Here is a 14,478-nt window from a genome sequence, read left to right on the forward strand (position 1 = left end):
GGCATGCGGGTTTTACTGGCTCCTATGGAGGGCGTACTGGATTCGCTGGTACGTGAACTGCTCTCCGGCGTGAATGATTATGACCTGTGCGTCACCGAGTTTTTGCGCGTGGTCGATCAGCTGTTGCCGGTAAAATCCTTCTACCGTTTGTGTCCGGAGCTGCACCATCACAGCCGCACGCCTTCGGGCACGCGCGTGCGTATGCAGCTGCTGGGTCAGTATCCGGAGTGGCTGGCAGAAAACGCCGCGCGCGCGGTGGAGCTGGGCTCGTGGGGCGTGGATCTCAACTGCGGCTGCCCGTCGAAGCTGGTGAACGGCAGCGGCGGCGGTGCGACGCTGCTGAAAGATCCGGAGCTGATCTATCGCGGCGCCAAAGCGATGCGCGAGGCGGTGCCGTCTCATCTGCCGGTCACGGTGAAAGTGCGGCTCGGCTGGGATTCGGGCGCGCGGCGCTTCGAGATCGCCGATGCGGTACAGCAGGCCGGTGCCAGCGAGCTGGTGGTGCACGGTCGCACCAAAGAGGATGGCTATCGCGCAGAGAGCATCAACTGGCAGGCGATTGGTGAGATTCGCCAGCGCCTGACAATTCCGGTGATCGCCAACGGTGAAATCTGGAGCTGGCAGGATGCGCAGGATTGCCTGCGCATCACCGGTTGCGATGCGGTTATGCTCGGGCGCGGCGCGCTCAACGTGCCTAACCTGGGGCGCGTGGTGAAGTACAACGAGGCCCCGATGCCGTGGTCGCAGGTGGTTGAACTGTTGCTGCGCTACACCCAGCTGGAAAAGCAGGGCGATACCGGCAACTATCACGTTGCACGCATCAAGCAGTGGCTGGGCTATCTGCGCAAAGCCTACCATGAGGCCGACGGCCTGTTCAGCGAGATCCGCACGCTGCGTGTCTCCGCCGAGATCGCCAGCGCCATTGAACGCCACGCCGCACGCATCACACCTGTATCCTGCTTCTGAACCCTGGCGGCCGCACCTCAACCGCCAGGCCCGCAGTGATGACAACGCGTCACCGGTAACCTGCTGAAAGTGTGCGCTGTCGCCATGTTTTATAACAAAAAAAGCCGCGATCCTTAGTCTGCTAATCGGTATAGTGAACTTTCGCTTTCACCTACGTTTCTGACGCCATCTTCCATGTCTGACGCCGCTGTACTGAGTAATGCTCAGTTAAATAAACGCATCCTCTCCGTCATCGTCTTCACCTTCTTTTGCTACCTGTCCGTCGGGCTGCCGTTGGCGGTGCTGCCGGGGTTTGTGCATAACCAGCTGGGCTTCAGCTCGTTTATCGCCGGGCTGATCATCAGCCTGCAGTACTTCGCCACGCTGCTCAGCCGACCGCACTCTGGCCGGCTGGCCGATCGCTACGGCCCGAAACGAGTGGTGATGATGGGGCTGGTGTGCTGCGGCATGAGTGGCGTGCTGTCAATTATCGCCGCACTGTGCAGCGGCGCGCCGCTGCTGAGCCTGGCGCTGCTGGCGCTGGGGCGACTGTTTCTCGGCGTCGGGGAAAGCTTCAGCAGTACCGGCTCGACGCTGTGGGGCATGAACATTGTCGGCCCACGGCAAACCGCGCGGGTGATTTCGTGGAACGGCGTGGCGACTTACTTTGCCATGGCGATTGGTGCGCCGCTGGGCGTGCTGCTGAATCAGATTTTTGGCATCAGCGGCTTTGCCGGTCTGGTGGCGCTGATGGGGGCAATCGGCTTCTGGATGGCTTCCGGCAAGCCGGCGGTCAGTGTCAGCGCCGGGGTGCGCATTCCGTTTCATCGCGTGGTCAGCCGCGTCTGGCTGTTTGGCCTGGCGCTGGGATTTGGCACCATCGGCTTTGGCGTGATCTCCACCTTCATTACCCTCTATTTCGCCAGCCGCGACTGGAGCGGCGCGGCCTTCGCCCTGACGCTGTTCAGCCTCGGCTTCGTGCTGGTGCGGCTGGCGTGCGGGCGCTATATCACGCGCTTCGGCGGGCTGAAGGTTTCGCTGATCTCCTTCGTGCTCGAGGCCGCCGGTCTGCTGCTGATCTGGCAGGCGGACAGCAGCTGGCTGGTGGATATCGGCGCCTTCCTCACCGGCGGCGGCTTCTCGCTGGTGTTCCCGGCGCTGGGCGTGGAAGCGGTGAAGCGGGTGCAGCAGCAGGATCAGGGATCGGCGCTCGGTACCTATTCGGCGTTTCTCGATTTGGGACTGGGATTAACCGGACCGGTGGCCGGGCTGCTGATCGGCCACTGGGGCATGCAGTCGGTGTATCTGGCGGCGGCACTGATGGTGCTGGGCGCGTTCCTGATTACGCTGCGCTTGCACCAGCAGTCTTCAAAGCGTATCAGGCCAGATGAATAAACAGCGCATACAGCAGCCCTGACAGCAGCACCGATACCGGCAGCGTCAGTACCCACGCCAGCGCCAGATTGCGCAGGGTGGCGAGCTGCAGGCCGGATCGGTTGGCCGCCATGGTACCGGCCACGCCGGACGACAGCACATGGGTGGTCGACACCGGTAAACCAAAGGCATCGGCCGCGCCAATGGTGGCCATCGCCACCAGCTCCGCACTGGCACCTTGTGCATAGGTGAGATGGGTTTTGCCGATACGCTCACCCACTGTAACCACAATCCGGCGCCAGCCGACCATGGTGCCGAGACCCAGCGCAATCGCCACCACCACTTTGACCCACATCGGGATAAAGCGCGTGGCCGCGTCCAGCTCGTGCTTCACCGCCGTCAGGTTGCGCGCCGTCTCTTCCGGCAGCGCGACGTTGGCCGATTGCAGATGCTTGATGGTTTCCGAGGCGAGATACATGTCGTTGCGCGTGTTGGTGACCGCCTGCGCCGGGATATTTTCTACCGAACCGTACTGGCGAATCTGTTCGCCGATATCGCCGAGCATCATGCCGAGCGCCGGTAGCACCTGCGGCCGGTTCTGGCTGGTGCGCACGTACTCGGTCAGCACCTCACGCGCCGGCGGCATCGCGGCGGGCGGCGGCTGCAGCGTCAGCAGCTGCTGTTCGGTGACCTGGGTTAACGCCGCCACGCGCGGAATTTGCTCCGGCGGCAGCGAGCGGTTGAGCGCATAGGCGATCGGCATGGTGCCGACCAGGATCAGCATGATCAGCCCCATGCCTTTCTGACCGTCGTTCGAGCCGTGGGCAAACGAGACGCCGGTACAGGTAAGAATCAAAAGGCCGCGAATCCACGCGGGCGGTGGCTGATTGCCTTCCGGTGCCTGATACAGCTGGCGATTGCGCACCAGGGCCTTCATGGCCAGCAGCAGCACGGCGGCGCAGATGAAGCCAATCACCGGCGACAGCAGCAGGGCGTAACCGACTTTAACCGCCTGATCCCAGTCGACGCCGCTGGTGCCGCTGCGCCCGTGCAGCAGCGCATTCGCCACGCCTACGCCGATAATCGAGCCGATCAGCGTGTGCGAGGAGGAAGAGGGCAGGCCGAAATACCAGGTGCCGAGGTTCCAGACAATGGCCGAGCACAGCAGCGCGTACACCATAGCAAAGCCGTGACCGCTGCCCGCCTGCAGAATCAGCTCCACCGGCAGCAGCGAGATAATGCCAAACGCCACCACGCCGCTGGACAGTAGCACGCCGAGAAAGTTACACAAGCCGGACCACACCACCGCCACGCCCGGCGACAGCGAATGGGTGTAGATCACCGTGGCGACGGCATTGGCGGTATCGTGGAAGCCGTTAACAAACTCGAAGCCGAGCGCAATCAGCAGCGCCACGCCGAGCAGCAGAAACGGCGTATAGCTGGTGACGACCGCGCCGGTCTCTTCCACGTCGTTGAACAGATTGATACCGGTGAACACCAGCCCGGCCACCAGCAGCAGCAGAAACAGCAGACGCGAGGCGCGACCGCTGCGCGGGTGCAGATTAGGGCGTCCGCTGGCGGACGATGATGCAGGGAAACTGTTTTCAGCCATAACACACCCCCGGGGTGAATTAACGATGCACGAACGGCATCCGTTAACTGCAGTGTGATACGGGGTTTGTATGACAGAATGATGATGCCAGCGCGCGCTGTCATCGTGCTGTAACAGGCCTGTCGCAGGCTGTGGATCTGACCGCTCAGGGATCTTCACGCCGCTATGCTCCAGCCTGTTCTGCCGCTTGCCTCGCTACCGGACTTCAACAACGAAGTTGCCGGACTGATTCACGGTTACCTGTTCAACCCGGACGCACCGCCGCAGCGGCTCAATGCCCGCGAAGCCGCGCAGCTGGCCCGGCATACCTTGCCGGACACCAGTTTTCTCTGGCTGCACATCAACCTGAATCACGCCCGCGCCGAGCGCTGGGTTCAGGACCACTTCAGCGTAGATGATGATTTTTTCGATGAGATTCATTCGGCCTCGCCGCGCACCCGGCTGGCGCAGCAAAACGATGCGCTACTGGCGGTGCTGAATGACGTCACCTTCAGTAAAGAGGAGCGCAGCACGCAAAACGCGACGCTGTGGATCTGGTGCCGGCCGCAGGTGATGGTAAGCGCGCGCTATCGCCCGGTTGGCATGATCGAGCGTATGCATCAGCAGATTGATCGGCTGTGCTTCAGCGCGCCGGATGCGATGCTGCTGTGGCTGCTCGGCGAACAGGAAGCGCAGCTGGAGCAGGTGGTGCGGCGCTCCAGCCAGGCGGTGGATGCGATAGAAGAGCGGCTGCTGAGCGCGGCGATCAAAGCCAACCGCAGCGAGCTGGGCCACCTGCGCCGCATGCTGCTGCGCGTCCAGCGGCTGCTGGCGCCGGAACCGGCCGCGCTGTTTCGCCTGCTTAACCGGCCGCCAAACTGGCTCAACCGCGAACCGCTCAGCGAGCTGCGGATATTTACCGAGGAGTTCAGCGTGGCGCTCAACGATCTTGCCAGCCTGATGGAGCGCATCCGCCTGCTGCAGGAGGAGATCGCGGCCCGCCTGATGGAGCAGAGCAACCGGACGCTGTTTTTGCTCACTTCAATTACCGTGCTGGCGCTGCCCATCAATATCGTGGCGGGTTTTTTTGGCATGAACGTGGGCGGCATTCCGCTGGCGAACAATCCGCACGGCTTCCTGCTGTTAGTGCTGGTGGTGCTGGTGTTTACTCTGGTGACGGGCTGGCTGGCGTTACGCCGGCCGCACGATTGAGCGCACAAACGTACAATGACCTGCAGGGGCGCAACGGATGGCGACCCCGGCGATCGGGCAATAAAAAAGCCAGCCCTGCGGCTGGCTTGATCATCGACAGCAGACCCTTACAGGCTGTTACCGTTGCTGGCAGGCTGTGCCGGCGCGGCCTGCTCAACCGGAGCGGCTTCTGCAGGCTGCTGCGCATCGGCCTGTGGCGCGACGGCGGTTGCGCCCTGCGGCGTCATCGGCTCTTCTTTCGGCATCGCGTCAGAAGACTCCTGCACCATCACCGGCGCAGGCTGAGCTTCGCCCGGCTGACCGTTGATTTTGGTCGGCATACCGGTACGCGCCTGGATGGCATTGTTCACGGCATCCTGGTTGGTGCTGGCATCGGCCACCACTTTGGTCACGGCGGACGTCAGGCTGATTGGCACCAGTTCACGTGAGTTAAACTGCTCTTCGGTAGTCGACAGCGGGTTGTGAACCTCGATGTAGCGTGAACCGTCTGGCTCAACGGTGGCTTTTACCGGCTGGTCAATGAACTGGACGCGCGTACCGACCGGCACGTTGTCGAACAGCCATTTGATGTCGTCTGCACGCAGACGCACACAGCCGTGGCTCACGCGCAGGCCGATACCAAAGTTGGCGTTGGTGCCGTGAATCGCATACAGACGGCCAATGTACAGCGCGTACAGGCCCATCGGGTTATCCGGACCTGCCGGGAACACGGCCGGGATGCTCTCGCCGCGCGCCGCGTACTCCGCGTGCATCGCTTTGGTCGGCGTCCAGGTTGGGCCGTTTTTCTTGCGCTCAACCGCCGTGGTCCAGTTGACCGGCGTATCTTTACCCAGCTCGCCGATACCGATCGGCAGCACCACCACAGTTTTGGTGCCTTTCGGGTAGTAATACAGACGCATCTCAGCGCTGTTGATCACGATGCCTTCACGCGGTGCGTCAGGCAGAATCAGCTGCTGTGGGATCACCATTTTAGTGCCTGCTTTCGGCAGGTAAACGTCCACGCCCGGATTGGCTTCCAGCATGTTGCTGAGGCCCATCTGGTACTGCGCCGCAAACGCTTCCAGCGGCAGTTTGCTGTCGTCTGGCACGGTGATTTCAATATTTTCGCCGATCAGGCGACTATTCGCTGGAGGCAGCGGATAGACGACTGCAAAGGCCGACTGGCTGAACGCCGCCAGTACGAGGGCGAGTGAAGCGAACGCGCGAATGCTTTTTTTCATGTTTTTACAAGTCGTTATGGCCATTTTCATGGCTTGTCAGTGTGTCGAACCCATCAGGGTCAGAATAACCCGCTGCGCATTATATGTGCATAGGCGCAATGATGGGAATCAGGATTTTCGCTGGTTGAAGATACTTTACGCAAAACGCCGCGTTTCACAGACTATTCTCTTTGCCATGCCGCCCAAAATGTGAATTTTCTTACGGTTGCCACAGCGTCACTTCGCCGCTCAGTTTACGGTTGAGGAAAAACGCGGCACTGATTAACGCCAGATGGGTCAGCGCCTGCGGCATGTTGCCCAGCGCATTGCCGTGCGAGGTAAACTCCTCGGCGTACAGCCCGAGCGGATTGGCGTAGCTCAGCAGCTTTTCAAACTCGAAGTGCGCCTCATGTACCCGCCCGGCACGCGCCAGACACTCCACATACCAGAACGAACAGGCGGCAAACGCGCCTTCGCCGCCGGTCAGCGCATCGGCGGGCGTCTCACTGATGTTATAACGCCGCACTAAACCGTCGCTCACCAGATGGGTTTTAATCGCATCCAGCGTGGCGATCCACTCCGGATCGGTTGAGCTGACAAAGCGCACCAGCGGCATCAGCAACATCGAGGCGTCGAGGAATTTGCCGCCGCGCGTGGCGGTGAAGTGGCCGAGATCGGCGTTCCAGAAGTTCTGCCAGATATCGTCGCGGATCTCGCTGCGCACCCGATCCCAGCGCTCATACGGCATCGGCAGCGAACGCTTCATACCCAGCCGCAGCGCGCGGTCCAGCGCCACCCAGCACATCAGGCGCGAATGCAGAAAGTGCTCCGGCTCGCCGCGCATCTCCCAGATACCGGCGTCCGGCTGGTTCCAGTTAACGCAGACGTAATCGATCATGCTGGATACGTGACGCCAGCCGCGCTGCGAGATGGCTTCGCCGTATTTATTGGCGAGATAGACCGCATCCATCAGCTCACCATAGATATCCAGCTGGGTCTGGCGCCAGGCATCATTGCCGATGCGCACCGGGCGTGAGTTGGCGTAACCGGAGAGGTTGAGCAGTTCGGTCTCGTGCAGTTCCGTGCCGCTGTCGAGGCGATACATCACCTGCAAATGCGGCGTATCGTCGTGGCTGTGCTCAACGCAGCGGCCGACCCAGTGGGTAAAGTCACGCGCTTCTTCCACATAGCCGAGCCGCATCAGCGCGTACATGCTGAACGAGGCATCGCGGATCCACGAGGCGCGGTAATCCCAGTTACGCTCGCCGCCCAGCTCTTCCGGCAGACCAAAGGTGGCGGCGGCCGCAATCGAGCCGTGCTGGTGCGAGGTGAGCAGCTTGAGCGCCAGCGCCGAGCGCGTCACCATTTCGCGCCAGCGGCCGCGGTAGGAGCTGTGGCTGCTCCAGCGTCGCCAGTACTCCACGGTGTCGCGGAAGCAGCGTTCGGTCGCGATATGCTGCACCTGCGGATCGTCATCGTTACCGAACACAAATTCGGCGTGCTCACCGGCCTGCAGGGTAAACTGCGCCACCGCGCTGTCCGGTTCGCGCGTCATCACCACCGTGGCGCTCAGGCGCAGCGACGGCTGACCTTCCGCGACAAAGGCGATGCCGCCGGGACGCGTTTCGGTGCGCGTTTCCGCACGGGCATAATCGTGGCGCGGCGCGCAGCGCAGATCAAACGTGGCAGTGCCGCGGATCATTTTTACCCGCCGTACCAGGCGCGGCACTTTGCTGCGCTCATCGCAGATCGGCATGTAATCGGTGATTTCTGCCACGCCGGCATCATCAAGCCAGCGGGTTTGCAGAATGTTGGTATCGGGCAGGTAGAGCTGCTGCTGGCGCGCGTTTTGCCACTGCGGTGCCAGCGAAAACAGGCCGGCCTCGTCGCTGTCGAGCAGGGCGGCAAACACGGAGGGGCTGTCGAGTTCGGGCCAGCACAGATAATCAATGGTGCCGTCATTCGCGATCAGGGCACAGGTGCGTAAATCACCGATGACGCCGTGGTCGTCAATTCTGCGTTTAATCTTGCTCATCCTGCCTCCTCAACGCTATCCGATTGTTAACTATAGCCGAAACGGCAGAATCGGCGGCGACGTGGCACAGAACGATAACTTCTATACTGTGGAGACACCCATCAGGCAGGAGAACGTTATGACACTGGGCAAACAGAAAGTCGCCGTAGTGACCGCTTCAGATTCGGGGATTGGGCGCAGCTGCGCCGTAATGCTGGCCGAGGCCGGCTATACCGTCGGCATTACCTGGCGATCGGATGAAGAGGGCGCGCAGGAAACCGCGCGGCTGGTGGAGAGCAAAGGCCAGCTGGCGCAGGTGCGGCAGCTCGATCTGTCCGATCCGCAGGCTGGCGGACAACAGCTGGCGCAGCTGATCAATTCGCTCGGTCGTATTGATGTGCTGGTGAACAATGCTGGCGTAATGAGCAAAGCGGATTTCCTCGATATGACTTTTGAGGACTGGCGCAAAGTCTTCACCGTTGACGTGGACGGCGCGTTTGTCTGCGGCCAGATTGCCGCGCGGCATATGGTCGATCAGGGCGACGGCGGGCGCATCATCAATATCACCTCGGTGCATGAGCACACGCCGCTGCCGGATGCCGCCGCTTACACCGCCGCCAAACATGCGCTCGGCGGGCTGACCAAATCAATGGCGCTGAGCCTGCTGCCGCATCACATTCTGGTGAACGCCGTAGCGCCCGGCGCGATCGCCACGCCGATGAACGACATGAGCAACAGCGAGGCGCACAGCCGGCGCATGCCGGAAATCCCTATTGGTCGCCCTGGCGATACGCGCGAAATCGCCAGTCTGGTAGCGTGGCTGTGCTCAGAATGGGCCACCTACACCACCGGACAATCATTTGTGGTCGACGGCGGCTTTATGCTGTCCAACCCGCAGTTCAAGGGTTACCACAGTTAACCGGCGCGGCGGCGGTTCCAGCGGCGTATCACATAGCGCAGCACGATGCCGAACACAATCGCCGCCGCCAGCCAGATGAAATGCTTGAGGTGCTGGTCGAGCTTGTGCAGCCACGGCGTGATGATTTCACCGGCGAAGTAGCCGAGGGTGACGAAAATCAGCGCCCACAGCGCGGCACCAATGACGTTAAGCACGAAAAAGCGCACCGGCTTAAGGCGGCTGGTGCCAATAATAATCGGTCCAATCAGGCGAAAGCCGTACATGAAGCGCACGCCAATCACAAACAGGCTGGGGTGCTTCTGAATCAGCCGGTTGGCTTTTTTAATCGTGTCCTGATGTTTACGGAAGCGCCGCAGAATGCGCGTGCCATAGCGACGGCCAAGCCAGAACAGCAGCTGATCGCCAATGATGCCGCCGCCCATCGCCGCCAGCACCACGCCGCTGAAATGCAGCAGGCCTTCGTGCGCCGCCACGCCGCCCAGCAGGGTAAAGGTTTCGCCTTCGGCAATGCAGCCAATCAGCAGCGCCAGGTAACCGTACTGGGTGATTAATCCATTGATATCGATGTGCAATTTTTCCTCCCTGGGTAAGCGATACAGCTAACAGTCTAGCTGGCTGCGGCTTTTTTTGTGCCGCTGGCCGCAAAAACAGCCGCGCCGATTATACTTGAACTGAAGCTGCCTGCATTGGACAGCCTGATCGCTGGGGCAGCCCGTCGCATCAGAGGAGTGATTGTATGAATCATGTCTGGGGTCTTCTGGCGCATCCCAATCAGGAGATGCGTGATATCAAGCAGGAAAACGAGAGCGTTTCGCACCATTACACCCATCACGTTCTGCTGATGGCGGCGATCCCGGTGATCTGCGCCTTTATTGGCACTACGCAGCTGGGCTGGAATCTGGGCGAAGGGCAGTTCGTGCAACTCAACATGCTGACCGGTATTGGTCTCGGCATTCTGTTTTACCTGATCATCTTAGGCGGTGTGGCGGTGATGGGCCGCGTCATTCACTGGATGGCGCGCGACTATCCGCAGCGTCCCAGCATTCAGCGCTGTACCGTATTTGCCGGCTATGTGGCGACGCCGCTGTTTATCAGCGGGCTGGTGGCGCTCTATCCGCTGGTGTGGCTGTGCGTGCTGGCCGGGGCGATAGCGCTGATGTACACCGGTTATCTGCTGTACGTCGGCATCCCGGTATTCCTCAATATTGACCGTGAAGAGAGCCTGCGCTTCTCCGGCTCGACGCTGGCGATTGGCGTGCTGGTGTTCGAAGTGCTGCTGGCGCTGACGGTGATTCTGTGGGGCTACGGACCACGTTTGTTCTGACCGTGATGAGGGTCAGGTCGTCAGCCATGGCGACCTGACTGATCCCGCTGCGTCTGTCAGCGTTTGTCATGCCCGCCTTTTTTAACGCCCGGAAACAATCTCCCTAAGAAATTTCGCAGACGAGCGCGTATGATAGCGCAGCCAGCCCGCGTCGCATCAGGCCTGACGCCGGCGGCCTGTGTTACAACACAGCGCAAACCTCCTCACCGGATTTTTTTGACACGATGTCTGTAAAAATGCGTATTTCTTTGCTGTCGCTGGCGCTGTTTGTCGCCGCGCCAGCTGTAACGACTCCGGCGCTGGCCGCCGCAGCAAAACTGTCCGATCTGGCGCCGATTGCCCAGCCGCAAATCGCCTCCGGCAGCGCGATGATTGTTGATCTGGACAACAATAAAGTGCTGTTTTCCAGCCACCCGGACCGGGTGCGGCCGATCGCGTCGATCACCAAAGTGATGACGGCGATGGTGGTGCTGGATGCCCGACTGCCGATGGACGAAATGCTGTCGGTGGATATCAGCCAGACGCCTGAAATGCGCGGCGTGTTCTCGCGCGTGAAGCTCAACAGTGAAATCAGCCGCCGCAACATGCTGCTGCTGGCGCTGATGTCCTCGGAAAACCGCGCGGCGGCCAGCCTGGCGCATCACTATCCGGGCGGCTACGACGCCTTTATTCGTGCCATGAACGCCAAAGCGCGCGCGCTCGGCATGACGCATACCCACTATGTAGAGCCGACCGGTCTGTCGCTGCACAACGTCTCCAGCGCGGAAGACCTGGTGAAGCTGCTGAAAGCTACGCGCCAGTATCCGCTGATCGGCCAGCTGAGCACCACCAAAGAAGAGACGGCGGTGTTTAAACACCCCAGCTACGCGCTGCCGTTCCGCAACACCAACCACCTGGTGTACAAGGATGACTGGCGCATTCAGCTGACCAAAACCGGCTACACCGACGAGGCCGGTCACTGCCTGATAATGCGTACCATGATTAATAACCGTCCGGTGGCGCTGGTGGTGCTGGATGCGTTTGGTAAATACACCCACTTTGCCGATGCCAACCGCCTGCGCGACTGGCTGGAAACCGGCAAAGCGGCACCGGTGCCGGCGGCCGCGCTGGCTTACAAAAAACAGAAAGCGTCGCAGCTCGCCAGCAGCGCGAACGTGGAGTAACGCAATCCTGTCGCGTCGTCGCGGTGCGCTGGCTTATGCCCTGTGCCGCGACGGCATGCGTCTGGCGGAGAGCGGAGCCTAAATGAACAAAATCCCTTATCGTTAGCACCAATGTTTTACGCCACCATTCCTATAGTTTCCCTGACGGCAAAGTCCTACACTGGCGACCATTCACGGTTAACCTTGCGTTTATAGGCTGTTATTGCGCTGGAATCTCACTCATATGTTCAAGTTTCGTTCTCTGTTTACCCCGTTCCTGCTGCTGCTGGTGCTACTGACGCCGGCACTGAGCTATGCGGATGACAACGCCGCGGCTGCGCAGCAGGAAGACGATGCGGCACCGAAGGTCAATCCGGCGGTCCAGCTGCCAAAAATGCAGAAAATCCTCGACAAAATTAAGGGCCAGGTATCTGGCGATACCAATGAAAACCAACTCAACCAGCTCAATGAGATGGCGCTAGAGCTGTCGGGCAATGCGGAAACCCTCGGCCAGGCGCTGATTCCGCAGCGTCAGCAGCTGGATGCCCAGCTGGCGGTGCTCGGCCCGGCGCCGAAGGCGGACAGCGGCGTGAAAGAGACGCCGGAAGTGACGCGCAAACGCGCCGCGCTGGAGAATCAGAAGGGCAAGCTGGATGATCAGATTAAGCAGGCCGACGGCATCAAAAACGGCGCGCTGGTGCTGTCCTCGCAGATCGTTAACCTGCGACGCGACCAGCTGAAAAGCCAGCTGGCGCTTAACTCCGGCAGTATTTTAGGGCCACGCTTCTGGTCACCGCTGTTCAGCCGTCAGGATCTGGATGGCGAGAAAATTGGCGACTTTATCAGCGAACTGCAGGACACCGCCGCGCTGTCGTGGGAGCCAGGCTGGCGCGTGGGCACGGTCGGCTGGCTGCTGGCGGCGCTGCTGGTGATGACGCTGGGCCGGCGCTACAGCGAAGAGTTTCTGGCGTGGGTCAGCATCCACAAGCTGCCGGAAGGGCGGCTGCGGCGCAGCTTCCTCGCGGCGGCAATTGCGCTGACCACGCTGGCGGCCGTGGTGCTGACCTTTAACTTCCTCTCGCTGGCGTTTGTGCGGCGCGATGAAGTCTCCAGCGACGTGCAGGATTTCATCAGCCGTCTGGTGCAGCTCAGCGTCTACTGCGGGCTGATCGCCGGTCTCGGTCGCGCGTTCCTGTCAACGCGCCGTCCAAGCTGGCGCTTGCCGAGCATCTCCAGTGAAGTGGCGCTGGCGCTGAAGCCGTTCCCGCCGATTACCGCCGCGCTGGTGTTTATCTTCCAGACCGCCGAGTCGTTTAACTACACGGTTGGCACCAGCCTGAACACCACCATTTTTGCTAACGGCCTGACGGCGTTGCTGATTGGCAGCACCGGGCTGGCGATCAGCATGCGTACTAATCGCGTGCGTCGTCGCATGGCGCAGGCCGGCAATCCGCCGGAAGCGCGTCCCACAGTCGTCGGCCTGGTGCAGCTGGCGCTGACGGTCACCGCCGTGGCGATTCTGGTTTCGCTGATTGTCGGTTACGTCACGCTGGCGCGCTTCCTCAGCTATGAAGTGATCTGGTGCGGCATTCTGTTTGGCTCGTTCTACTTCCTCAGTCATCTGATCAACGACGGCTGCGAAAGCCTGTTCTCCACCAACAACGCCACCGGTAAGCGGCTGCAGACCTCGCTGAATATTGACGAGCGCTATCTGCAGCAGGCGGCAACGCTGCTCAGCGCCGTGGGGAAAACCCTGCTGGTGGCATTTGTCGCGCTGGCGCTGCTCAACGGCACGTTTGCCTCCTCGACGCCCATCGAGCTGATCCAGAAGGTGATTGAATTCTGGGGCGGCAAAGGGCTGGAGTCGCTCAACATTGTGCCGGCACACATGGTCAACGCCATTCTGTGTCTGGTGGTCGGTATCTATGTGCTGCGCTCGGTGCGCCGCTGGCTGGACAAAGAGTTTCTGCCGAAGACCACCATGGACATCGGCATGCGCGTGTCGCTGGTCACGCTGTTCAGTAATATCGGTTACGTGCTGGTGATCCTGCTGACGTTGTCCATCATGGGGCTGCAGTGGAATAAGCTGGCGTGGATCGTCAGCGCCCTGTCGGTCGGTATCGGTTTCGGCTTACAGGAGATCGTGAAGAACTTTATCTCCGGCCTGATTCTGCTGACCGAGCGTCCGGTGAAGGTCGGCGATCTGGTGAGCATCAGCGGTATCGAAGGGGATATTCGCCGCATTAACGTGCGCGCCACTGAGATTCAGCTGGGCGATAAATCCACGGTGATTGTGCCGAACTCGCAGCTGATTTCGCAGAACGTGCGTAACGCCACCATGGGCAATGCGCAGGGCGTGGTGACCATTCAGCTGACTTTCCCGCTGGACATCGATCCGGTGCAGGTGCGCGAGCTGTTGCTGGAGGTGTATCGCGAAAACGAGCGTATTCTCGAGACGCCGGAGCCGTCGGTTTCGTTTAAAGATTTAACGCCGGCCGGCATTGTGCTGAGCGTCACCGGCAACGTCGCCAGCCAGCGCCAGATTTCCGGGGCGAAAAGCGATCTGCTGTTCGATATCCTGACGCGCCTGCGCAAAGAGGGCATCGTGCTGTCGACGCCGCAGACCATGATTATCGAACGCCGCGCGCTGCCGGCGACGCAGAATGAAGGTGAAGCGTTGCCATAATGGCACGAGACCGTAGCGGCGCAATTCATTGCGCTAAGGTTTGCCTCTGATGCAGCAAACCCGCGCGATAAA

General features: G+C 60.8%; 11 protein-coding genes. 7 read left to right on the forward strand and 4 right to left on the reverse strand.

Going from position 1 to position 14,478, the window contains the following annotated elements; translation table 11 throughout:
* Positions 1–3 precede the first annotated feature (3 nt).
* Together dusC and MXF20_RS00885 are read left to right on the forward strand one after the other, a co-directional pair.
* Positions 4–966, forward strand: coding sequence for a tRNA dihydrouridine(16) synthase DusC (dusC, locus tag MXF20_RS00880; RefSeq protein WP_325967101.1), 963 nt, complete (start codon positions 4–6; stop codon positions 964–966).
* 174 nt (positions 967–1,140) lie between these two features.
* Entirely contained in the window at positions 1,141–2,340 is a 1,200-nt protein-coding gene (locus tag MXF20_RS00885) for an MFS transporter (RefSeq protein ID WP_325967103.1), read from the forward strand.
* Here the strand turns inward: MXF20_RS00885 and MXF20_RS00890 are convergent.
* A complete protein-coding gene (locus MXF20_RS00890; protein WP_325967104.1) occupies positions 2,324–3,931 on the reverse strand; it encodes an inorganic phosphate transporter in 1,608 nt (535 codons plus the stop codon). The genes MXF20_RS00885 and MXF20_RS00890 overlap by 17 nt on opposite strands.
* A 165-nt stretch (positions 3,932–4,096) precedes the next feature.
* On the opposite strand from MXF20_RS00890, the gene MXF20_RS00895 reads away from it, so the two are divergent.
* On the forward strand, positions 4,097–5,122 hold the full coding sequence (locus MXF20_RS00895; RefSeq protein WP_325967106.1) for a transporter: 1,026 nt from the start codon (positions 4,097–4,099) through the stop codon (positions 5,120–5,122).
* A gap of 107 nt (positions 5,123–5,229) precedes the next feature.
* Here the strand turns inward: MXF20_RS00895 and MXF20_RS00900 are convergent, their stop codons facing one another.
* Together MXF20_RS00900 and MXF20_RS00905 are read right to left on the reverse strand one after the other, a co-directional pair.
* The gene (locus MXF20_RS00900; protein ID WP_058775308.1) at positions 5,230–6,342 is read right to left on the reverse strand and encodes a L,D-transpeptidase family protein; all 1,113 of its coding nucleotides are present in this window, start codon (positions 6,340–6,342) and stop codon (positions 5,230–5,232) included.
* A gap of 199 nt (positions 6,343–6,541) precedes the next feature.
* Positions 6,542–8,356 (reverse strand): glycoside hydrolase family 15 protein, encoded by a 1,815-nt coding sequence (locus MXF20_RS00905; protein ID WP_325967107.1) that lies wholly within the window; start codon positions 8,354–8,356, stop codon positions 6,542–6,544.
* Between the two features lie 118 nt (positions 8,357–8,474).
* Here MXF20_RS00905 and MXF20_RS00910 point away from each other — a divergent pair, with 118 nt between their 5' ends.
* Positions 8,475–9,254, forward strand: coding sequence for an SDR family oxidoreductase (locus MXF20_RS00910; RefSeq protein ID WP_325967108.1), 780 nt, complete (start codon positions 8,475–8,477; stop codon positions 9,252–9,254).
* Here the strand turns inward: MXF20_RS00910 and MXF20_RS00915 are convergent.
* Positions 9,251–9,826, reverse strand: coding sequence for a DedA family protein (locus MXF20_RS00915; protein WP_325967109.1), 576 nt, complete (start codon positions 9,824–9,826; stop codon positions 9,251–9,253). The genes MXF20_RS00910 and MXF20_RS00915 overlap by 4 nt on opposite strands.
* Positions 9,827–9,990: 164 nt before the next feature.
* Between MXF20_RS00915 and MXF20_RS00920 the strand changes: the two genes are divergently transcribed.
* The 3 genes from MXF20_RS00920 (at position 9,991) to MXF20_RS00930 (ending at position 14,406) form a co-directional block, all read left to right on the forward strand.
* The gene (locus MXF20_RS00920; protein WP_059011173.1) at positions 9,991–10,578 is read left to right on the forward strand and encodes a Yip1 family protein; all 588 of its coding nucleotides are present in this window, start codon (positions 9,991–9,993) and stop codon (positions 10,576–10,578) included.
* A gap of 224 nt (positions 10,579–10,802) precedes the next feature.
* Positions 10,803–11,741 (forward strand): D-alanyl-D-alanine endopeptidase, encoded by a 939-nt coding sequence (pbpG, locus tag MXF20_RS00925; RefSeq protein WP_325967110.1) that lies wholly within the window; start codon positions 10,803–10,805, stop codon positions 11,739–11,741.
* 223 nt (positions 11,742–11,964) lie between these two features.
* Positions 11,965–14,406 carry a DUF3772 domain-containing protein gene (locus tag MXF20_RS00930; protein WP_325967111.1) on the forward strand — a complete coding sequence of 814 codons (2,442 nt, stop codon included), beginning with the start codon at positions 11,965–11,967 and terminating at the stop codon, positions 14,404–14,406.
* Positions 14,407–14,478 lie beyond the last annotated feature (72 nt).

The organism is Pantoea dispersa (assembly GCF_035783935.1).
Lineage (GTDB): Bacteria > Pseudomonadota > Gammaproteobacteria > Enterobacterales > Enterobacteriaceae > Pantoea > Pantoea dispersa_C.

What these genes read in the sequence shown, in the direction of transcription:
- dusC (WP_325967101.1), top strand. Translation starts at nt 4, where the DNA reads ATGCGGGTTTTACTGGCTCCTATGGAGGGCGTACTGGATTCGCTGGTA.
- MXF20_RS00885 (WP_325967103.1), top strand. Translation starts at nt 1,141, where the DNA reads ATGTCTGACGCCGCTGTACTGAGTAATGCTCAGTTAAATAAACGCATC.
- MXF20_RS00890 (WP_325967104.1), bottom strand. Translation starts at nt 3,931, where the DNA reads ATGGCTGAAAACAGTTTCCCTGCATCATCGTCCGCCAGCGGACGCCCT.
- MXF20_RS00895 (WP_325967106.1), top strand. Translation starts at nt 4,097, where the DNA reads ATGCTCCAGCCTGTTCTGCCGCTTGCCTCGCTACCGGACTTCAACAAC.
- MXF20_RS00900 (WP_058775308.1), bottom strand. Translation starts at nt 6,342, where the DNA reads ATGAAAAAAAGCATTCGCGCGTTCGCTTCACTCGCCCTCGTACTGGCG.
- MXF20_RS00905 (WP_325967107.1), bottom strand. Translation starts at nt 8,356, where the DNA reads ATGAGCAAGATTAAACGCAGAATTGACGACCACGGCGTCATCGGTGAT.
- MXF20_RS00910 (WP_325967108.1), top strand. Translation starts at nt 8,475, where the DNA reads ATGACACTGGGCAAACAGAAAGTCGCCGTAGTGACCGCTTCAGATTCG.
- MXF20_RS00920 (WP_059011173.1), top strand. Translation starts at nt 9,991, where the DNA reads ATGAATCATGTCTGGGGTCTTCTGGCGCATCCCAATCAGGAGATGCGT.
- pbpG (WP_325967110.1), top strand. Translation starts at nt 10,803, where the DNA reads ATGTCTGTAAAAATGCGTATTTCTTTGCTGTCGCTGGCGCTGTTTGTC.
- MXF20_RS00930 (WP_325967111.1), top strand. Translation starts at nt 11,965, where the DNA reads ATGTTCAAGTTTCGTTCTCTGTTTACCCCGTTCCTGCTGCTGCTGGTG.